This is a genomic window from Paenibacillus sp. 2TAB23 (assembly GCF_052115165.1).
Taxonomy (GTDB): Bacteria; Bacillota; Bacilli; order Paenibacillales; family Paenibacillaceae; genus Pristimantibacillus.
This window is the reverse complement of the sequence record NZ_JBFRGD010000013.1, coordinates 71,508-94,045: the sequence shown is the minus strand read 5'-3', so window position 1 is coordinate 94,045 and position 22,538 is coordinate 71,508. Positions and strand designations below refer to the sequence as shown.

At 36.4% G+C, this 22,538-nt stretch carries 18 protein-coding genes; all 18 read right to left on the bottom strand.

Annotation, left to right across the window (positions count from 1 at the left end):
* Positions 1 to 31 precede the first annotated feature (31 nt).
* The 18 genes from AB4Z29_RS19015 to AB4Z29_RS18930 all read right to left on the bottom strand — a co-directional run bounded on the left by AB4Z29_RS19015 (position 32) and on the right by AB4Z29_RS18930 (position 22,538).
* Positions 32 to 1,003 carry a glycosyltransferase family 2 protein gene (locus AB4Z29_RS19015; RefSeq protein ID WP_441944591.1) on the bottom strand — a complete coding sequence of 324 codons (972 nt, stop codon included), beginning with the start codon at positions 1,001 to 1,003 and terminating at the stop codon, positions 32 to 34.
* Positions 993 to 2,399, bottom strand: coding sequence for an undecaprenyl-phosphate glucose phosphotransferase (locus AB4Z29_RS19010; RefSeq protein ID WP_441944590.1), 1,407 nt, complete (start codon positions 2,397 to 2,399; stop codon positions 993 to 995). The genes AB4Z29_RS19015 and AB4Z29_RS19010 overlap by 11 nt, the downstream gene beginning before the upstream one ends.
* A gap of 117 nt (positions 2,400 to 2,516) precedes the next feature.
* Entirely contained in the window at positions 2,517 to 3,455 is a 939-nt protein-coding gene (locus AB4Z29_RS19005) for a glycosyltransferase family 2 protein (protein ID WP_441944589.1), read from the bottom strand.
* A gap of 7 nt (positions 3,456 to 3,462) precedes the next feature.
* Complete coding sequence (gene rfbD, locus AB4Z29_RS19000) at positions 3,463 to 4,302, bottom strand: dTDP-4-dehydrorhamnose reductase (RefSeq protein ID WP_441944681.1); 840 nt, start codon at positions 4,300 to 4,302, stop codon at positions 3,463 to 3,465.
* A 1-nt stretch (position 4,303) separates the two neighbouring features.
* Positions 4,304 to 5,335: a dTDP-glucose 4,6-dehydratase gene (gene rfbB / locus AB4Z29_RS18995; protein ID WP_441944588.1), complete on the bottom strand. Its 1,032-nt coding sequence runs from the start codon at positions 5,333 to 5,335 to the stop codon at positions 4,304 to 4,306.
* A gap of 9 nt (positions 5,336 to 5,344) precedes the next feature.
* Positions 5,345 to 5,902 (bottom strand): dTDP-4-dehydrorhamnose 3,5-epimerase, encoded by a 558-nt coding sequence (rfbC, locus tag AB4Z29_RS18990; protein WP_441944587.1) that lies wholly within the window; start codon positions 5,900 to 5,902, stop codon positions 5,345 to 5,347.
* A 15-nt stretch (positions 5,903 to 5,917) separates the two neighbouring features.
* The gene (locus AB4Z29_RS18985; protein ID WP_441944586.1) at positions 5,918 to 6,661 is read right to left on the bottom strand and encodes a sugar phosphate nucleotidyltransferase; all 744 of its coding nucleotides are present in this window, start codon (positions 6,659 to 6,661) and stop codon (positions 5,918 to 5,920) included.
* Between the two features lie 14 nt (positions 6,662 to 6,675).
* Positions 6,676 to 7,461 carry a glycosyltransferase family 2 protein gene (locus tag AB4Z29_RS18980; RefSeq protein WP_441944585.1) on the bottom strand — a complete coding sequence of 262 codons (786 nt, stop codon included), beginning with the start codon at positions 7,459 to 7,461 and terminating at the stop codon, positions 6,676 to 6,678.
* A gap of 20 nt (positions 7,462 to 7,481) precedes the next feature.
* Entirely contained in the window at positions 7,482 to 8,294 is an 813-nt protein-coding gene (locus AB4Z29_RS18975) for a sugar phosphate isomerase/epimerase family protein (RefSeq protein WP_441944584.1), read from the bottom strand.
* Positions 8,291 to 9,061, bottom strand: a complete 771-nt coding sequence (locus tag AB4Z29_RS18970) for a pyridine nucleotide transhydrogenase (protein WP_441944583.1) — start codon at positions 9,059 to 9,061, stop codon at positions 8,291 to 8,293. The genes AB4Z29_RS18975 and AB4Z29_RS18970 overlap by 4 nt, the downstream gene beginning before the upstream one ends.
* Positions 9,062 to 9,063: 2 nt before the next feature.
* Positions 9,064 to 10,056: a glycosyltransferase gene (locus tag AB4Z29_RS18965; protein WP_441944582.1), complete on the bottom strand. Its 993-nt coding sequence runs from the start codon at positions 10,054 to 10,056 to the stop codon at positions 9,064 to 9,066.
* Positions 10,053 to 11,177 carry an FAD-dependent oxidoreductase gene (locus tag AB4Z29_RS18960; protein ID WP_441944581.1) on the bottom strand — a complete coding sequence of 375 codons (1,125 nt, stop codon included), beginning with the start codon at positions 11,175 to 11,177 and terminating at the stop codon, positions 10,053 to 10,055. The genes AB4Z29_RS18965 and AB4Z29_RS18960 overlap by 4 nt, the downstream gene beginning before the upstream one ends.
* Before the next feature lie 15 nt (positions 11,178 to 11,192).
* Positions 11,193 to 11,543 (bottom strand): hypothetical protein, encoded by a 351-nt coding sequence (locus AB4Z29_RS18955; RefSeq protein ID WP_441944580.1) that lies wholly within the window; start codon positions 11,541 to 11,543, stop codon positions 11,193 to 11,195.
* 14 nt (positions 11,544 to 11,557) lie between these two features.
* Positions 11,558 to 14,524: a hypothetical protein gene (locus tag AB4Z29_RS18950; protein WP_441944579.1), complete on the bottom strand. Its 2,967-nt coding sequence runs from the start codon at positions 14,522 to 14,524 to the stop codon at positions 11,558 to 11,560.
* A gap of 38 nt (positions 14,525 to 14,562) precedes the next feature.
* Positions 14,563 to 16,539 (bottom strand): hypothetical protein, encoded by a 1,977-nt coding sequence (locus AB4Z29_RS18945; protein WP_441944578.1) that lies wholly within the window; start codon positions 16,537 to 16,539, stop codon positions 14,563 to 14,565.
* Between the two features lie 25 nt (positions 16,540 to 16,564).
* The gene (galU, locus tag AB4Z29_RS18940) at positions 16,565 to 17,452 is read right to left on the bottom strand and encodes a UTP--glucose-1-phosphate uridylyltransferase GalU (RefSeq protein ID WP_441944577.1); all 888 of its coding nucleotides are present in this window, start codon (positions 17,450 to 17,452) and stop codon (positions 16,565 to 16,567) included.
* Between the two features lie 221 nt (positions 17,453 to 17,673).
* A complete protein-coding gene (locus AB4Z29_RS18935; RefSeq protein ID WP_441944576.1) occupies positions 17,674 to 21,504 on the bottom strand; it encodes a glycosyltransferase in 3,831 nt (1,276 codons plus the stop codon).
* A gap of 8 nt (positions 21,505 to 21,512) precedes the next feature.
* Complete coding sequence (locus tag AB4Z29_RS18930) at positions 21,513 to 22,538, bottom strand: class I SAM-dependent methyltransferase (protein WP_441944680.1); 1,026 nt, start codon at positions 22,536 to 22,538, stop codon at positions 21,513 to 21,515.

Genomic DNA, 22,538 nt, shown 5'->3' with positions numbered 1-22,538 from the left:
GGCGGAGCTTATAATCATAGTATGAGTGGAATTATTGCTTCATAGCAACTCCTGACGCCTGATTCTCGATATGCGTGAGAATGAGTCGATGCATGCTTAATTTTCTTGTAAGAAACGAGGGAAGCAAGCGATAATTCATGCCCAGCTTGTAGCCAATCAGCTTCGCTGCCGATTCAACTGCAAGCTTCGGTACCAGCAGCCATTGACGTTCTTTATGCAGTTGTTTGAGCTGCAGCTTCACTAAATTCGAGCCAGCCTTTCCAACTGCGCTGTATGGCGTAATCCAAGTGTTGCAGCGCATCGAAATGCCGTTGTCGAAATATCTTTTAAACTGCTCGACAACCGAATAATCATGTGAATGGTAAACGGCTGCCTCGGCGCTATAAGCAATGTTATACCCGCTTAGCACGCATTTGGCAGCCATAAATAGATCCTCGTTAAAAATAACCGGCTCCTGAAAACGTCCCATTGCTTCAAAAACCTCTCTACGAATAGCCGAACACACATTGGAGCAGAAAAACGTCTTTATTCCTAGCTGGTCAATATCCTCATAGGATTTCAACTTCGATTCGGCTGGGTAGTTATGCTCTCTAGCTAGCCGCTCCAGTACGTTTGCTCCCGGCTTCGCTAACTGCCTGGCATAAGCATAAACGTTCTTCTCCGTCATTAGCAGCGGCTTAACCAATTCCTCGATAAGCTTCTCGTCGCGAGGCATCGCATCCTGTGTCATAAACATCAAGATATCGCCCTTGGCTTGCATTGCGGCATGATTGCGGGTTCCGCCATGATCGAACTCGCTTCGCTTCACAGGGATCACTAGCGCACCAGCCTCACGGGCTAGCTCAGCCGTTCCATCATTCGAGCTGGAATCAATGACGATCAATTCGTAGGGAGGCAGCGATTGCTGCTTCAGCCGTTTTAGCAGCTCATTCAGATCAGGGCCAGCATTTAATGTAGGAATAATGACAGACACGCGGCATACCAGGTTGCTCTTAGTAAGCATTTTTGTTAATCAAGCCCTTCAGAACTGTTTTAAGAATAATTTTGATATCGAAGAAAAACGTCCAGTTCTCTATATAAAAAATGTCGAACATGATTCTGTCTTTAATGGAAGTATCGCCTCTTAAGCCGTTTGTTTGTGCCCAACCTGTTATACCAGGTCTGATTTGATGCTTAATCATATATTTTGGAATTTCCTCTTTGAACTGATGTACGAAATAAGGACGCTCCGGACGCGGTCCAACCACGCTCATATGCCCTAGCAGCACATTGAAAAACTGCGGAAGCTCATCCAAGCTCGTTCGCCGAAGAAAACTGCCGAACTTCGTGCGTCGCGGATCGTTCTCGACCGTCCACTGCGTGTTCGAAACCGAGTCATCCGACACATGCATCGAGCGAAACTTGAACATATAGAAGGTTTTGCGATCAAGCCCCATGCGCTCCTGCTTGAACAGAATCGGGCCTGGAGACGTCAGCTTGAGACCAACTACGATGAACAGCATAATTGGAGAGGTTAAGATAACGGCTGCCAGTGAAAAAGCAATATCGAACCAGCGTTTAAGAATACGATTGCTGAGCTCATCAAGCGGAATGTCCCTTACGTTAATAAGCGGGATTCCTGCAAAATTATCAAAGAAGGGCTTTGCTGGCAGCAAATCGAAAAAGTCAGGTATAATCAGCGTTTTGACACCGGTCCGCTCACAAACCTCAATAATTTCCGCATACTTCGCATGGGCCTCCAGCGGCAGTGCGATGATGACCTCATCAATCGGCTCCTTTTCCAGCTTCATCCGCAGGTCGCTCAGCAGGCCGATAATCGGCTTCATACTCTGATGCTCCAGTGCATGCTCCTTCTGATAATCATCTAGAAAACCAACTACCTCATAGCCGAGATCAGGATGCTGCTGCAGGTTGGAATAGAAGCTGCGCCCCACAGTTCCCGCCCCTACGATGAGTACAAATCGTTTATTGAATCCTTTGCGGCGTAACGAAGCCAGTATTGATTTGACCCAATAGCGATATGACGTAATGGCTACGAAATTCATGACGAAAAAGATGGCGAGAAATTCCCGGGAAATATGTACCTCACGAGTGAAGAAAAATAAACTTAACAGCCCGAGAAAGCTAATCGTTTGAATCTGTAAAATGCGCAATATTTCATATGAATAATTTTTACGGCGTTTAGGTGAATAGAATTGAAAATAAAACCCGACAAGTACAGCAGAGAATGAATATATGGTTCCCCAGAGTAAATACGTAGAGAATGAAACGGAATTAAAACTTGGCAACAGACCGCTGTAAAATTTAAGCCAATACGCGGCCATAAATACGACCAATGTACAGAACAAATCCGCCAACATATACAATTGCGTCAAAAATCGTTGGTTTTGCCTCAGCATTCGCCGTAATCACCCGCATTTCCTTAAATTTCGACTCTACCTGCATTGTACCAAATATAATAAGCAAGGAGAACCCCATTTATTACCATATGATAAGAGAGATTCATTTATATGATCCTAGTAGAGATTCCTCTGCTTTGCTTTTTGAATGAGCCAATTACGTTTGGCAAGCATGCTCGGCATACTGCGAATAATCTCTGGCCAACAGCGAAGCAAGCCAGGTTCTTTAAGAATGATGTACCCTAGCTTAACAATCTCAGTAGCTGCTATTAACGGGCCTATCAACAACGAATGCCAGCCTAACGACTCATTCTTAATCAGCGTAAAAAAGCGGTTCTGATAAGAATGCTGGCGAACGAACAACGGCACATTGCTGCGTCCGCCCTTCTTCCAGCCTCGATGATGCAAAGCATACGCTGCAGGTACATAAAAAGCAGTCCAACCGAGCTTCCGTGCACGCCACGCAACATCGACATCTTCTTTATATGCGAAAAAATACTCGTCAAAAAATTGATCGGAATAGGAGATGTCATCGATCATTGCTCTTCGGTAAACAGCCGCTGCACCGGAAACTCCAAACACTTGCTTGGTTTCTTTCCAGTCGACTGCAGGCTCTCCCGCAGCCAGGTCATACGCATTTCTTGTATGCTTCATTCCAAGACCAGCGCTGTCCATTACATCCGTATTAGACGCAAAAACAAGCTGTCCGGTTGCACTTCCAACCGAAGGATTTTGCTCCATAAAACGTATAATCTCAGACAGATAGTTAGGATCAAGCGTCACGTCCGGATTCAAAACGAGCACATAATCCGAACGGGTCTGCCGAATAGCCTGATTCTGGCCACCAGCAAACCCGTTGTTCTCTTTGTTCGCTATGAATTGAACTTGCTTCTGCTTCGCATAAGGCATCACTCGCTCAGCCGTATCATCAGTGGAGGCATTGTCGATGATGACAATGCTTTCAGCAGGAAAGCTTTGCCTAAGAACGGCATCGATGCAATTTTCGATGTCATTTGCACTATTATAGGTAACGATACAAACGCTGGCTGTAGCCATCCAATTATCACTCACTGTCTTTGAGATAGTGGTTTAACGCTTCCCTCCACGGACGAAGGGGTTGAAAACCGTTACTGCGAATGGCAGAATGATCCAACACCGAGTAGGCAGGCCTTGGTGCCGGTCTCGGAAAATCAGCCGTTGCACAAGGATCAACTTGAATAGAAATCGCACTATCCTCGAAGATAGCTATGGCGAAATCATACCAGGAGCAGATGCCGGAGTTAGATGCATGATAGACGCCAAAATAATCTGTTTGTACAAGTTCTAGTAAAAAGGCAGCCAGATCATATGTATACGTCGGCGAGCCGACTTGATCTGACACGACTTTGAGTTGATCACGTTCGCCTGCCATCTTCAGCATCGTCTTCACAAAGTTATTGCCGTATTTCCCATACACCCAAGAAGTACGCACGATGAAAAATCGATCATGCAGCATCTGCACCGCAAGTTCACCTGCGAGTTTGGATTTTCCATAAACCGTTTGTGGATTCGTTCGGTCATATTCATTGTATGGTGTTGTACCTGTTCCATCAAAGACATAGTCCGTGCTGATATAACAAAACTTCGCACCAACCTCGCGAGCTGCAACCGCAACATTGCGGGTAGCTGCTGCATTCACACGAAAAGCCTCGTCCGGCTCGGACTCGGCTTTATCTACTGCCGTATAGGCAGCGCAATGAATGACGACATCTGGACGATGAATCGTAAATAAGTTGCGGCAAGCCGGAAGGCTCGTAATATCCAGTTCATTGCGTCCGAAACCGATGACTTCAGCCGTTTCCGTTTTCCATTCCGTCAATTCACGCCCAAGCTGCCCATTCGCGCCTGTAATGATCATTTTCATTTTAGACATTGGATTCGTTCGCCTCCAGGCGATCCTTATATTGCGTTTCATAGTATTGTTGGTAAGTTCCTGATGCCACCTGCGCCATCCATTCCGTGTTGTCGAGATACCAACGAATCGTTTCTTTAATACCATCCTCGTAATTGAACTTTGGCTGCCAGCCTAGCTCATTTCGGATTTTATCGGCATCAATCGCATAACGTCGATCGTGACCTAAGCGATCCTTGACATAGGAAATCAAAGATTCTGGCTTGCCTAGTTCCTCAAGGATGGTGCGGACAACTTGCAAGTTATTCCGTTCATTCCGCCCACCAACATTATAGACTTCACCAGCGCGGCCTTTATGCAGCACTAGATCAATCGCACTACAATGATCCTCTACATATAGCCAATCACGCACATTAAGCCCGTCACCGTAAACGGGAAGCGGCTTATCCTGAAGCGCATTCTGGATCATCAACGGGATCAGCTTCTCCGGGAATTGATAAGGGCCATAGTTATTCGAGCATCGCGTAATGTTCACATTGAGGCCAAATGTTTCATGATAAGCTCTTACGAGCAGATCCGCTCCAGCTTTGCTTGCCGAATATGGGCTGTTTGGAGCAATTGGCGTGTCCTCAGTGAAGAGACCTGTCTCTCCTAACGTACCGTACACTTCATCCGTCGACACTTGCACAAACTTGGCAACCTGATATTGTTTCGTCAGATCCAGAAGAGTTTGCGTCCCCAGTACGTTCGTTTGCACAAAAATCTCAGGATGCAAAATACTGCGATCCACATGCGATTCAGCTGCAAAGTTAATGACCGCATCGATACCTTGTTGGAACAACGGCTCCAATTCGCTTCGATTCGCGATGTCGGCTTTCACAAATTTATGATTTGAGTGATGCTCAATCGTACGCAAGTTTTCAAGGTTGCCTGCATAGGTCAGTGCATCTACATTTATGATTTCATAACTCGGATAGTTTTTGATCATAGATAAAACAAAGTTGCTGCCAATAAAGCCGGCACCACCGGTAATTAGTAATTTCATGAGACTAACTCACCCTCCATATACAAAGTTGAATTCCGCGTCAGCCAGCAGCGGATGTTTGCCATCCTTGTCCGATAATATCGGATTGGATGTCGGCCAGTCGATTGCAAGGGCTGGGTCATTCCAGGCTATGCCTCGGTCGTGTTCAGGTGAGTAAAGAGCATCCACCTTATACTGAACCTCGCAGTTGGGAACAAGTGTACAGAAACCGTGAGCAAATCCTTGTGGCACGAGCAATTGACGTTTGTTGGCTGCACTTAGAATAAAGCCTTGCCATTGCCAATACGTTGGCGAGCCTTTCCGAATATCAATAACAACATCATAGATTGCACCTGCTGTAACACGAACAAGCTTCGTTTGTGCCTTAGGTGACAATTGATAGTGCATGCCGCGTAGTACCCCAGCTTCTACGGATAAGGAATGATTATCTTGGATAAAGGAATGCATAATCCCATTATCATGTGCGACTTGTTCATTATAGCTTTCCATAAAGAAGCCTCTATGATCACCGTATACAGCAGGTTCTAGTAGTGTTACTCCTGGGAGCTTAGAGTTTAATACTTTCATATGTCACCATCTCTATTATAGTTTTAGTTTACCGAACTCTTCGCCAAAGGTAATGTCTTTAGCAAGCTCATTAGCTTTGGTCAAAGAAGCATGAGTACCTGCATCCGTCCACCAGCCTTGGAGGATATCATAACTAAGCTCATCTGCCTCAATATAGGCATTATTAACATCCGTTATTTCGAGTTCTCCGCGACCGGAAGGCTTGAGTGTTCTAACAATTTCAAATACCTTGCTGTCATACATATATATTCCTGTAACCGCATAGCTGCTTTTGGGCTGCTTCGGTTTCTCTTCAATGGAAACAATTTTAGACCCGCCTAGCTCAGGCACACCGTATCGCTGAGGGTCATGAACCTCTTGAATCAGAATTTTTGCACCTTTATTTTGTTCTTTAAAGTTACAGACAAAAGGGGCAATGCTATCAACAAATACATTATCACCTAAAATGACGACCATTTGGTCACCATTAACGAAATGCTCAGCTAATCCAAGCGCTTGTGCAATGCCTCCAGCTTCATCCTGAACCTTATAAGTAAATGATACTCCGAATTCATGGCCGCTTCCGAGTAAATTCACGACATCGCCCATATGTTCCTTACCAGTTACGATAAGAATATCATTAATATCCGCTTCTTTTAGCTTCGCAATAGAATGAAAAATCATTGGATATTTTCCTACGGGAAGTAAGTGTTTATTTGTTACTTTGGTTAAGGGAAACAGGCGTGAACCCGTTCCACCTGCTAGAATTATACCTTTCAATGAAATCCCCCCTATTATTTAACACTATATTTTCGGAGTGCTAGATTTGCTAATGTTCGAAGCAATAACATATTTCCTTTAATTGGACTTATTTTAGTAGGGATTTTCCCCTTAGGATAGACACGACTAACAGGTATTTCAATAACCTTCATCCCTATTTTAGGGGATATGTAAGATAAATATGCTAGCAGTTCGTAGGTATCAAAGATGTCTCTAAACGGACTCACACGCGGATCCATTAGAAGTCTTCTTGAATGTCCTCTAAATCCATTTGTGGTATCTGTATATCTAAAACCTGATAAAAGAGATAGATATGGAGCATGAATAAGTTTAATTGCTAATTTTCTACTCAGAGGAGTATTCACTTCATTTCCTCCAGGAACGTATCTTGAACCTTGAATAAAGTCAAAACCTTTTTCGAGTTGTTCGATAAATAAAGGTATTGAATCAACACTATCCTTATTATTACCGTCCATAGTAATTACTCCATCGTATCCTTGATCCAAGGCGTATGCAAAACCCATTCTTAATTGAGCACTAAGTTTTCCCTTATCTCTCTTAGTTAAGATCGATCTAATCCCATTACTTTTCAAAAAATCATCTTCTAAAGAACCATCTTTACTTCCTCCGTCCAAAATAATAACATCCACTGTATTTATAAATGATTTTATTTTAGAAAGCTGTTTCTGAATCTTTTCACCCTCGTTAATTACAGGGATACATAAACAGTAGCTATTTTTTTTTGATGAGAATTCTTTCACATCATGATTGGGAACCATCCACTCTAACCGATATACCATTCCTTATAAGTACCTCACCCTCATATTTGAAAATAATTTTTTCTCACATATTCCAGTGCTTGCAATAATGCTTCGTTATTATCTTTAAGAATACCGTTTTTCATCTCAATAGACACCCATTCCTGATAATCGCAATCATGAAGTACTCCAGCAATTGCTTCATGTCCAAGATTATAGTTTCCTGGAATATTTAGGAATGGATCACTAATATGAAAGTGACCTGTATATGGTAGGCACTCTGGCAGTATTATTTTTGGATCTTCCTCATTTAACAGTAGGGTACTAGTATCCAAATGAAGTTTCACTCCATCGCTGTTCACGGCTTTAACAAATTCTAATCCTTCTAAAGAGGTTGTAATAAAATCACATCCGTATTTTACTGGATTTGGTTCAATGCAAAGCTGCACACCTAATTGAATAGATTGTTCACCAATTTCTCTGAAAAAATCAATAGCTTCTCCATGTCTCATTTCACGATTTGAAGTACCGATCAGCCGATTTTTTGGTGATCCAAACACAACCGCTTTTATACCCAATTTGCTTGCTAATCTTAAAATAGAGATTAAATAATGCATCGTCTCCTGCTGAGTATCTCCAAAAATGGACAAATGACCTTTGTTGAACAATAATGATTGCATTGCTATTGGAGTAAGCCCCCGACTGATCCAAAATGTTTTATAATTTTCAATTGAATAATCACTGGCTACCGCTGGTTCCTCCCAATGCTTTGTTGGAGCTATTTCAATACCACTAACTCCAAATCTCTTTAACAAAGGAATAATTTGATCATTTTCATGTGATTCCCAGGCAATATTCGATATCGCTAGTTTCATCGTGTTTCCCTTTCGTTATTAACAAATTGTTTTACTTGCAAGAAAATTTCTTCCTTTGTATTCATATAAGGCCCTGATTTTCCGAATAAACCCGCGTACTTACTTCGCATATCATAATTTACCGGGACCTTGCTGTTGTCATTAGTGTAATTAGTACTGAAGCAATTACGTGCAATTTCCTCAGCTGATACCGGCTCTGTTGCAAAATTAATTACGGACACATCACTACCCATGACAACGTTTAAATCATTCCACAATCGTGACATATCATAAAATTGAAAAATGCTTTTATAATGAGTCAAATGTAGGCAATTATCATGAATCAAATCAAAAATAAAGTTTTTCTTTAGACCAATACCAAAGAGGCCAGGTAAACGTACAATAATACTGCGTTCAAACTTGTTCTGCACAAATTTCTCTAACAAATAACGATGCTTACCATAAGACTCCATCGCAACTTCAGATATCTCCGTTTCTTCATCAACCATTAGAGGACTCTGATAAACGTCTACGGTTGAAATCAAAACAAACTTTTTAGCTTTTATAGTATTCAAATGTGACATTAATCCTTCTAAATTGGCTAGATCTTCTTCAGGGTGCTGATTAGCTTTCCACTTTACAGCTGGGGCACCTGCGCAAACAACTAGATCGAAATCCATCCCTCTTATTTCTTTAATATTTTTAGAGTTGTAGCACTCATCAAATGTTGTTTGTGATAAAAGTGTTGTGCCTACAAAACCAGTAAAACCAATAAGCGCTGTTTTCAAATTTATCCCTCCTGTTTTGTAGCTGCGACCTCTAGATCACTGTTATACACATTTACATTTCTAATTTTCGATTTTATTACTTCAGTAGAGTTCGTGGTATACGCTGGACGATCTTGAATTTCAATTAATATTCGTGAAATATATTCCCCTAGCATTCCCACAATAAAAAACAATCCTGCAAATCCCGCACTTATTAGAATCATTAATGTAGTCCATCCTTGAACGACATAAGCGTTAAAAATGTAATTATATAAGGCATAAGCCCCCATAAACATACTAAAAAGAAAGAAGGCTATAGATAAATAATGCGAAAATTTTAAGCCTAAATTTGAAAATGAAACAATAATATCGAATGCTGTACCAATATTCTCACGATTAAACTTTCTAACTTGAACCATTTTGTTTTTGTCCGTTTTATAAGGAATACTTTCTTTTGAATAACCAGTATACGAATACAATGCCTTTCTGTAACGGACTTTCTCTTTTAGGTTTAACATAGAATTCAGTGCTCTCCGTGATACTAGTCGAGCAGACTCTGTCCTAAGGTCAAGATTTAAATAGGAAATTTTATTTATTATTTTATAAAACAATTTTGATGTCCATGATGGATTTATTGATGGTGTAAGAACTACAATATCTGATCCTTTCAAGGCAGTGTGATAAAGTTCAATAAGCTGCTCTAAATGGAAATCCATAATGGTACTTTCTAACTCAAATACGAAATCACCCATAGATTTTATTAACCCAGCCATCATAGCTTTCTCTACACCATGCTTTCTGGCTAGGTTCAATACAATGAGAGTACCATGCAAAAATTCCGAAGCAGATCTTATTCGTTCAAGAGTAAGATCATTACTAGCATCATTGATAACAATGATTTCATAGTGATAAAAGTATCTGCTCATTGTCTGATCAATTTGAACTAGCATATTTTTAATCGACTCTTGTTCATTATATGCATATAATACAACAGAAACAAAAACTTGTTCCTTCACAATAAGACATCCTCCAAATCATATATCGTATTAAACTTACCTGATAAAACCGAAATGAAAGATGGCTCGCTAGATGACGTTTTGATCACAGTTGGTCTGGAATCATCTAGTTCTGAAGAGTTTAATATCGTTTTTACTGAGAATAATGATTTCTCATACTCAAACTGCAATTTTGGACTTAAGTACTTTTGTGCTTGTTGCTTCATCCTTACCCATGCTGTATTCGGGCTTATAGAGCAAGAGTTACAGTTTTGCAAGGAAAACTCTGAACAATCTACTCTTTCGTCTTGACAAGTAAATTTAGGAAATTGACCATTCGCAGTTTCATGCGGTGTATAACTAACTGATGTCAGTGAGTGGTAGCCAGAAAGACCAAAAGGCATAATTGAAAAGAATGGTCCATCCATAACTGTTATACCTATATTATTAAGTTCTTTATTTGCTTTGGTTAATATAACCTCACATAATTCATATTTTGTTTTGAAAGGAGGCAGATTAAACACATTCAGAACCTGATTAATACTTGCATAGGTTGCATTAAGAACTTTTGGAGATTGTAACGTCAGCTGATCCGTTATGGTAATTATATAATTATCCACGTCACTATTAACGTTCTTAACCTGAGTGTTAAAATACATATCTACATTCGGGTAAGTTTTTAACAAATCAACGAACTTTTCTTTAATTTTTTTAGCATCGTAGGTATACTCTACTGTTTCATAAGCTGCTTCAATAACACCATCATTAAAAAATTTCTGAGGATTAATTTCATCAGCCGGAATACCTACATGCATGCAAAACTTTAAAAATTGTTCTGCATTCGTTAATGAATCATACTTGGATATAGCATAAATTTTCTTAAATTCGCTGTGAATGCCAAAATCAAACTCTCTATTAAAACGTTCATAGTAATGCGCAGACTTAGAAGCAGTTGAGACACTCCTCGGATAATGGTATCCATTATGCACTCTAGCTTGGTTGATATAACTCGCTCGCTGCAAGGGCTCAGAATCCATCTCAATTAATGCGACATGAAGACCTTGTTCTCCTAAATATTTAGCAGCATACAACCCATAAATTCCAGCACCTATTATCGCATAATCATAGTTAATCTTTTTCATGTAAGCCCCTTTATCTTATAAAAAAAGAATGATTGTACCCGCTATAAGAAGTATAAGCCCCACAATTTTCAATGCCGTTAGAGGTTCATTAAATAATATAACAGAAATAAGAACCACCCCTAAAGTAGTAAGCGCCTGAGAAACTGGAGAAATTCTGCTTAACTCGCCTCGTGATAACGCCATGACATAAAACAAAAAACTAATTCCGTAGAAAAATGCTCCTCCCCATATTTGAGGTAAGGCAATTAATTTAGTGAAAAATGTAACGCTAAGTGAATCAAACTTTATTCCAAGTACTGCTGTTTTTAAGAAAGATTGAGCAAGCAAGTTGAAAACTAATGCAAGTATTAACAATACAATTGTCATTAAACATACTCCTATTATTTGATAAGATGCAAAATCTTTATATTTTTCACTTCAAACTCTGTAGACTCGTCAAGCCCATCAATATCTAATCTTATATATCTTATCGCTTCATTTAATAACCAGCTTGGATTAGAACCTAATGGTAAAAGATAAGTACCATCATAACCATTAAAATAGAATGAATTCCTTTCAGAAATTTGATTTTCTACGTCCCAGAATAATTGTAGCTTGAATGGATACGTAGGAGTAGTTTTAAAATCCAACTCAAATGATATAAAGTCTGATTTCAAACCATCCATTGGAGCATTTACTTCCCAAGTAATATATGGATCTGTTCCAGTTACATGATTCCACCCAGTCTCAATCCTTTGAATGTTGCTTTTATTGATTTCTTTTAATTGAATATTAACTCCATCAAACCTATCTATTCTGGACAAATTTCGCCCCCATGCTATTGGAATTGACATTAAATCTTTCTGAACAAATACGTTTGACAATAATTCAACATTTTCCGATTTGCTTAGCGCAGTTCGATTTATTCGATTTGATCCAACTTCATTAACTAAGAACTGTAAACCTTTATATTCGTAATACTGATAACCATTTTCTAGATACCATTTATAAATACGATAAGACCTGAGAGATGAAGGTCCTCCATCATGTCTTATTGATGGACCAATGAACACAATTGGAGGTTTATTTTTCTTCAAATGTCCAACAACTTTACTTTGAATTGTTTCATTCGCTGCCAAATAATCAGCTGAATAAAGTGAAGGAACTTTTTTATTCAAAATATAATATAACATTGATCTATTAGTAAGATCTCCAAATGTTTCATCGTCCTTTAACACTTTATCCATTACTTCTTTAAAGATCACTAATTCTTCCAATCGCCCTGGCTCAATAAATATTTTTCCTAATGACGGTAAATTATAATCAGTACCATTTATAAGCATGGCTTGACTCGGAACTGATATTGGATTTGTCAATTTTTCCACTTTGAATGAGTTAGTGTTATTAATAAGAATACCCATGACACCTAGGGTAACTCCTAGAAAAAGCACTACACTTATTCTCATCGTTCTGTTTTTATAAATCATAAAAAACAAAAAAGGAAGAAATCCTGTCATGCATAGTATTGATATAGAACCTGATCGATTAAGTGACCAAGGATCAACCCTTCCAAAACTATATGAGCTAATTAAAATAATAAAAGAAAAGATAGTGAATATATAAAAATACATATTAATATCTTTACTCTTTTGCATAAGAAATTTATAACCCACCCAAAATAAAATCATTAATGTTCCGATCCAGCCACCAATCCGAACACTTTCCCAAATCAATCGATTCATCATATTATACTTAAACCATTGAGGGAACCATTCTGGCACTGTCTGATTACCAGCAAATACACCAACACCATAAGCAACTGTATTTGTAGAACTATTATCCAATAGATATACTACAGTTCCTATAATTGAGGGAAAAAGAAATATTAACGCAACCAACTGCAACGATAGATATATAAGCAGTTTGATTTTTTGATTATGCCACATTTTCTGAAAAATCTTATGTTTGATAGTGGTAGAAAGCATATACATCGCAAACGGCAATGTAGCAATTGTAAGCACCGCACCTATTGCAGGATTATAGAAACAATGAATTGCCGATAACCATATCCATAGAACAAACCATCTAACAGGTTTTTTTATTAAATTTGGGTAGAACAGTGTTAATAAGATTGGTAAGACTAAATAGACTCGGCTCATAATAGGACTAACCGCAATAGGTATATATAAAATTACAAATAGGAGCCCCCATTTTTTTCCGTAAAATATTGAAATAACAGAAATAGTTATTATCGAAAATAGCGCTGGTACTAAAACAAGTACAGAATTAAAACTGGACACCGTTCCACTGAATAACAATTCATTCATCCCGCTATATAACATTCCTAAAAGACCTTGTACAGATATAAATTCAGAGTTATATGATTGACCCAACTCAACCACTTGCTGCCATGGCAACAAAATTTCACCCATATGAAAGTCGTCATGTATAAGCGTACTATATATCGGTGTTGAATATATTACCACAAATGAGATTGAAGCCAATGTCGAAAAACTTATCGTTTCACTCCAGCGAAGTAAAGGTGTATTTTTCTTCCGCGAAAAATGAATGATTTGAAAACAAAACAGAAGACATACAAATAGTAATAAAATGATAAAAGATTTATTATGATTTATTTTAATTATCTCATTGTTGTAATAGTATGTAATTGTCACAGCACTCATAAAGGTAAATGGTGCAAATAATTGACTAGTCATAAGTAAATGCTTAATTAAACTAAAGGTTGAGTTAACCTTAAACTTTAGTAAAGTTAAAGCACTTAGCCATAGAATCAAACTAACGACTAGAGGTATGCTCTTCAAAGAACCAGTTAATAATTCATTAAAAACCAAATTGGCGATTACAATGACTCCCGCAGTCCCTAAATAAGTAATAGGTACGATTGTTAGAACACTCCAGAACATAGCTTCCTTTTCTTTCTCTTGTATCTTGGACACTATGTACTCAGTTATTAGCGGTACCAACGCAAATACTAATGATGGAGCATAATATGCGCCATTGGAAAAAATTAAAAGCGTTATTGAGTATACTAAAGAAAAAAAACAAAAATACACTCGATTATTTATAAAATGATGTCTGTTGAACTTCAAATCCATTATATTCAATAATCTACATAGTGATACGAAACAAATAATAAATATGAAAACTAGCCCAAGCACGACTTGATAATCCATCGTTTTAAAATAATCAGTCCAAATAATATTTCCTACCGTAATATCTGTATATTCTTGCTTTTTATCTTTTAGAATATCTTGTATTTTAATTATAGATACAAACGAAATTAATGCAGATAGTATAAAAGCAATGTTTAAATGCAAAGTAGATTTTGGAATCCATTTAATTAACATACGGAGGCTATCCTTCTCTCATAAAAAATATATCGCCTTCATTTCAACTTAATGATGCTTGGATTAATTTTTATTACATCCCCTTCGCTCATTCCATCAAAATCAAAACGAAGAAATTGAACTCCCCCGTTTGCTTGCCACTCCGAATACTTTCCAATGGGAATTATCAGTTTTCCATTATTCATTTTAAATTTATATGAATTGATTTCAGTAAACCCAGATTTATTAGCAGCCCAAAAGAGCTGACCATAAACGCTTTTTTCTTTTTCTATTGTATTGTTTATCTCCACTTGCAGCAAAAATTTTTCTCGGGTTTGAATTTCAGAGTTGATTTTCCACACAATATAGGAATCGGTACCAATAACCATCAAATCATTGCTATTATTTTTTTTTATATTGTTTAATAATTCTTCATTAAGTTGATAATTTTCTTTAAGTGGTAATACCTCTCTGCTCGCACCTAATTTAATGGGAATATTTGATAGATCATTCACCTCTAATTTTTTTTGTGACATTGCTTCTTCAATATTTTTTATATCGATCTCATCGAACTCTAGCTCATTCAACTTCGCAATTACATTATTATTAAATTGAGAGCTTATGATTATTGTGTTAGATAAAATAAAAGATGATAATACGACAAGCGTCAGTATTATAAACATTTGATATTTTTCAACAATTAYTTTTCTAATGTATATAATTAGAAGGATCGTAATTGGAATTATATTAATGTAAAGATATCTTCCTATCATAATATTTACATCTTCACTTATCGTACCGTATACAAGCAATAGTGGACCAAGTAACAAGGATAAACTGATTATTGCGATATAATTGTTCAAAGAATTTGCCTTTACTGCAATAAAATTTCGCGAATAGTTGATCAATTTGAAGCTTGCAATAAAGAATACGATTATAAGCAATATTGATAATATATTGGTGGACATGAGCAATAGTTGAGGTACACTAGGAAAATTATATTCTTGCGGAATTAAGAAAGAAGCTATTAGATATGGCAATTGTTCCAATACAAAGAAAAAACCATAATCTTGTTTTGAAGGATTTACAATTCCTTTAACATATTCCACATGAATGCCTGTACCAGTTAGTTTATTATATTGAGTTAGATTGTATACGACCCAAGGCAACACGACTACGAAAACACTAAAAGTATAAACCACTGCCTTTTTAATCATCTTTCTCTTTAGCAAAAATAAAACAACAATGACATATATAAATGCAACAGTCAGTTTAGTTAATATCAAACCTGCCGATACGAGTGATAAAAAAATGATATCTTTAGTACTTATTTCCTTTTTAAAAAATAGTTTTGATATAAAGTATATTTGCAGACTGAATAACAAAACGACTAAGCTTTCGTTAGATACTGTTACCATCCTTGTGAGGACACCTGGGTTTATGAAGATGACAAATATTATCACACCCGTTAAAATATTCGAACTTCCCAAGAATCCATGCTGTTTTAATACATTCTTAGTTTTAAATAATAAATATAATGATGTTAATAACATTGCTAAACCTAACAAACGTAAAACGAAAAAGTTTATTAATACATGATTAATAAATACTACTGAGAATAATGAGCCAAGAAGATAATATAAAGGAGGATGAACAGCTTCATACTGCATTCCCCCCGGTACGGCATACTCACTGATATTAGATAATCCAACTGAGTTTATATTATCAAATAGAGTTGGGATTTTTTTAAGCTCTATTATTTGTCTAATAAGATCAAAATGAGCGCCCTCATCAATTGGCGAGAACACTGGCGTCAACATTATAAATAATAAACCATAAAATAGAAGCATCCCAAAAAGAGCCCTATTATAAAACACTTTTATCAAATAGAAATGTGTAATCGATAAAATAATAGTCAAACCATACAAATGTTCTTTAACTATATTGTGTGAAAATAATATATAAACAATGTACAACATAGATAAGCAGCACATTATTACTGTTATTATTTTTATTTTTTTGTTGATTGTATCCATGTGACAGCCCCTAAAATGATGAAAATTATTTTCTTCCTGATTCATACATCAATTGTTTTAGTCCAGCTAAATACTCCAGTAAATCATCTCTCAACTCGTCCCTAAGTAATGCAAATTCAATAGAAGTTTTTATGAATCCAAGCTTTTCTCCTACATCATATCTAATACCCTCAAAGTGATAAGCATAAATATCCTCTTTATTAACTAAAGCGCTAATAGCATCTGTCAGTTGGATTTCATTGCCTGCTCCAGCTTTTTGATTACCTAAAATATTAAATATTTCCGGCGTCAAAATATATCGTCCCATTATCGCTAAATTTGAAGGGGCATCCTCTATTCTTGGCTTCTCCACTAAACTTCTGACTTTAAATAATTTATCGCTTATTTCACTATAGTCAACAATTCCATATCTCGAAACTTCCTGATAACTAACAGGTTTGACACCTATTATCGATGATTGGTATTTATTAAATAATTCCATCATTTGCTTCAAACAGGGCTGCTCCGATTGAACAATATCATCACCAAGTAAAACTGCAAATGGTTCATCTCCAATGAATTTTCGAGCACACCATATTGCATGTCCTAATCCTTTGGGCTCTTTTTGTCTAATGTAATGTATATCAGCTAGAGATGACGATTTTTGCACCTCAGATAAAAGCTCAAGCTTTCCATTCTCTCTTAGGCTAGCTTCTAATTCAAAACTACTATCAAAATGATCTTCTATAGCTCTTTTCCCTTTACCTGTTACTATTATTATGTCTTCAATACCAGATGCCACTGCTTCTTCAATAATGTATTGAATGGTTGGTTTGTCAACAATAGGCAACATTTCTTTTGGCATAGCCTTAGTTGCAGGTAAGAAGCGTGTACCTAAACCTGCAGCAGGTATAATTGCTTTACGAATTCTCATCTTTCTATCTTCCCTCACTATCTCGTCATTTCTTAATAACACTATTGAATTGCAACTAGAAGATAGAAACGTTCCCGCTGACTCATTGAGGCATTGTACAAATATGTGAAGAAGTAAGCCAATCAAAATAATGCTAGTACTATCCTATCCAGCAAACTTTCATTCTTACTTCTTCAATAATTATTAAATTCTATGGTCTAATTAATTAAGTTTTTAAAACTCTAATTCTGATAAGACTTCCCCAAAGAAAAATCTTCTCTGTCTTTTGTTAGATTAGGATTGTAGCATGGGTCATTATCTAATATGTAAGACCACCTATCACGCATCCATTGAATTTCTCCATGGAATCGTTTCTGTTTCGCTGGTGTATCTTCATGACCACGACTCTTTGATTCATAATGATACAGTCTAACTTGAGGCAGCCAAATATTTCGATAGCCTTTATCCCAAATTTTCAAACAAAAATCAACATCATTGAAAGCAACTTGTAATTCTTCTTCAAAACCGCCAACCTCATTATAAATATCTTTTCTAACCATTAAGCAGGCCGCTGTCACCGCAGTATAATTTGAAATCATCTCTAATCGTTTAAAATATCCAGGATGATGTAATGGGAAATGTTTATGGCTATGGCCTGCTACACCACCCAGTCCTAAGACTACTCCTGCATGTTGTAGAGAATCATCAGGATATAGGAGGCTCGCACCAATTGCCCCTATCTCTGAACGGGTGGCATGACCAACCATTTCATCTAACCAATCGGACGTTAATACTTCTACATCATTATTTAGTAGCAATAAAATCCCACCGGTGGCCTTTGTTACTCCATAATTATTCAGTTTCGAGTAATTAAATGGGATGTCTAATTCATAAACAAAAAACCTATTGGGTTCACATTCTGTCCAATGTCTATATAGTTGGTGAGTGCTCTCTTCTTTGCTCCCATTGTCTACAATAATAACTTCAAAATTAGTATATTGAGATTTATTAAATATCGATTCAAGACATTTATTTAATACCTCTGATAAATCTTTACTAGGTATTATTATTGAAACTTTCGGTTGTTCCTTCGAAATGTAGTGAACACGATACAAATTAGAACTATCCTCAAATGTTTCAACCCAACCATCAATTTTTCTTCTCAGTAATGCATCTTCAAGGGCTTTTAAGCCCGCTTCATGTGCATAATTTTTCACGTTTGCATTATTCGCTGTCGAATTCGGAATTGTTCTCCAATGATACAATATTTGTGGGATATGATGTATCTTGTTAGTTAGCTCCGACACTCGCAGCATTAAATCGTAATCTTGACTTCCCTCATATCCTATTCTAAATTTCCCTGCTTCAATCACTATTGACTTTCGATATACTGTCAAATGACAGGTATACATTTGAGATAATAATGTATCCGGTGACCAATCCGGTTTAAAATACGGAGAATGACGTTCACCATCAACTGTTATTTTATCTTCATCACTATAAATAACATCTGCATCTCGGAAATGATTTAATAGTTTTATATTTTCATATAGTGCGATAGTGGCTAACTCATCATCATGATCAAGCAATGCAATAAATTCACCTGTTGCTAAATCTAGCGCATCATTTGATGTTGCAGATATATGACCGTTCTCGGAGCGTATTTTAAACTTTATTCGATCATCTGTCTTTGAATACTCCTCCAAAACTTCCCTAATATGAGGTTTTGTTGAACAATCATCTACAAGACAGAGCTCCCAGTTTGTATAAACCTGTTTTTGTGCTGACTCAATGCAAAGGCGTAACCATTCTTCCTCTACGTTATATACTGGAACTAAAATAGACACAAGTGGTCTATATTTAAAAGTGAGACTTTCTTGTTTCATTGACTCTAATTTACTTTCGCTTGGTTCTTCTAATCTTAGGTAACTATTATAATCATTTTGTATCAAGTCCGATTGAATAGATCCTTGAAATAAGGACTTATTTTTTTTGATTAATCCATTTACTCCTTCATTTCTTAATACGATGCTAATCTTTTTTGACATATATTTTAGCGTACTAAAAGAGTAACCATGTTTTTGGAAAAAACTATTTAATGTACTATAAAACCGTTCTATCTTAGTAATCGATCGGATTGTTACGTTTTTTAATACAAAGTGCTGCTTTTTATCTCCAGGATCTAAACGCAATGTCTGAATATTATTAGGTAGAAATATATACTTCTTTTTTTGCAATAGGCCAGTATCGAGGAAACCAAAAGGAATAACATGTTGCTCTGACATCCCGGAACCAATATCATAATATAATGCTAATGCGGTATGAGATGATGCTGATCCTTCATATGAAATCTCGAACCATCCACCTGTAATTGTAGGCTCAATTAAAAACTGAGGATCACTTCCTGTAGATTCCCACTCACCAACATTATGTTGTATAACATCATGCAATGGCATTAGGCTGATTGCCTTTTGCCCTACTGCTCTTCTTGCCATTTTTTTTGTAATCCTAAATATTTTTTTCACAATGCTTCCGCTATATCTTATTGGTTTTGTCAATTTCCAAGACCGGCTGTTTTGATATTTCAATATTTCAGCAGTAGTTTCATATAGAACTAAATTTGTTTTACTAAGCAATTGTTCTACATGATTTAAATAGTTTGATTTTTCCTTCAGTTCAAATTCGCCCTTTATTGCTTTTAACTGTAAAATCTCTACCTTTTCTTTGAGATTATCTAAATGTTTGTTTACACTATCCAATTGTTGTACTACTTCTATGTCTAACTTAATTTCACTTAAATTGTGGATTGGTAATTGGTTAAAAACCAATTGCGGGTCACTTCTAGTAGTAGTTATAAAAATGCCTTCATCTAATTCAACTAAAGAAGTATATTGGTCCACTACATAAGGTGTTTCGTCTAACAAAGAGATCCAGCTACCATTTGCTTCTTTTATCATAATCGATTTTATTTCCAGGTGGCCTGGACTATTTATTGGATCGATTCGCAACGAAGTTATGTATTTGTTTAAGAGAAATGAAAATGTATGTTGATCGTTGATAAACGCTTCTTGTTTAAAGCTTCTATCCTCACTGAAAGATTGATCATATTGTTCATTCCAATAAATCTGTACAAATATTGAATCTTCCTTACTTACGTTTTTTTCAATCTCTAAAACTTCTGTTGGTGTTATGCCGAAGTATTCATAACAACGCTCCATAAAAATTTGTTCAATATTACTTTGAACAATTTCATTGTGTCCAATATCGTGTATCTTAGCTTGGAGATTCATTTCACTTATTAAGAAAACTAGAATAAGGAACCTGATATCGATATTTCTAGGCAACATTTCTTGAATTTTATTTACTGGAAACTCTTTATTTGAAATAGAATCTTCTAAATAATAAAAAAACCTTATGATGTCTATCCAAAATAATTGTGTATGTCTGCTAAGATCAAAATCCACCAAATATGGACCTTCATTTGTTATTATTATGTTATTCGCCGCTATATCTCCCGAACTTAAGATTGATTTGAATTTAAGTCTTTCGCCATATTTTTCAAGTTCATCTAAAAAACATTGAATTATTTCACTATTATCCGTTATTTTTTCAACTCGGTTTCTTATTTTCTCTATTTCATCATTAAAAGTGCTATCCATATTATTTCCAGAGATTATCATTAATTCTTGGACAATCAATTGAATTAACTGAAATGAACTATCTAAAAAACCATTCTCTTTAATTTCCTGTGTGAGTGTATGTCCTTGAATATATTGTTCAACAAGATAATAATCGAGGTTACCTTGATAAATCGTGAAAATTTTCGGTGCTCGTACAACTTTGTTTCCTTCTAATTTCTTTTGCAATTTTTTAGCTGCCTCAATATTAAAAAAATCAGTATTTGGCAATTTCTTAATTGAACATAATGGCTGGCCTTGAAGATGAACGAGGAAGCGTGAGGTTGCAGCTTTAGATGTTCTATAATGATTATTATTTATTGTTGTAATTCGAATATCTTTAGCTTGTTCTTCCTCAATAAGTCCTGATTGCAACAAAGCTATCATGAGTTCCATATTGCCATTCAACCTTTCTTTTTTAAGACAAACCCATAGGATGGACAGAAGTATTGAGCTACATTATTTAACGCCAAAGTATTATAAAGATGACGCAGTTCATTTTGATACTCAATACCATGACCGTTCGAGCCGTCATATTCCAAAACTTGATGTGAATTTTTTAACAGATATGAATTAACATCTTCAAGTTGAACCATAACTCGAATGAGTTTATAATCCGGGTAACAAGCATAAACTCTTTCAATCGACAATCCAGCATCCTGAAATAGCTGCTCATACTCCGATAATGACCATGTCTTAGCCGGAATAGATTTATTTCTAATCGCATTATACTTCTCATTCGCAAATTTTTCAGATAAATACATTAAATGAGACATACTAGTGTGATCATCATGAGTGCCCATAATATACTTAGCACCCAAGCTATTCTCAATTCCGATATAAATAATTCCATCATTTGTTAACAAACTCGCAGCTTTGCTTAGTGCATTTATTTGACACTCTTTAATAGATTCGTTTTCAGCTCTGCCGGACGCTATCCACTCCAATGATCCATTAAAGACAATCAAATCAAAAATTTCTTCATTAAAAGGAAATGTAAGGAAATTCCCTTGAATTCTTGATAAATTAACTTTTTCCTGCTTTGCAATCTCTAATAAAATGTCTAGTCGGTTTTTTGTTAGATCGAAAGCAATACTTTTTCCGTATCGAGCAAGTGGTATTGCTACTTGACCCCAGCCTGAACCAACATCTAAGTACAATCCACCAGGTTTGACATTAATAATATCCAAAAATTGCGAACGACCTGGATCTGTAATAATTCGATATAACCACGGTTGCTTCTTAAAATAACGTTGAGCAACAACCTCTTCCCACTTTTTTTGCTGTAATTCCTTGATTAAATTAATTTCTTCTTGCTCAGGTAGATCCGCATATGTCCCAGCATATTTATTTTCTATAAGTAATCCATCTTGAGATATGGTTACTTGTTCAGCACTTTTAAGTAAGTCTTTTAAAAAAATATTGTGCAT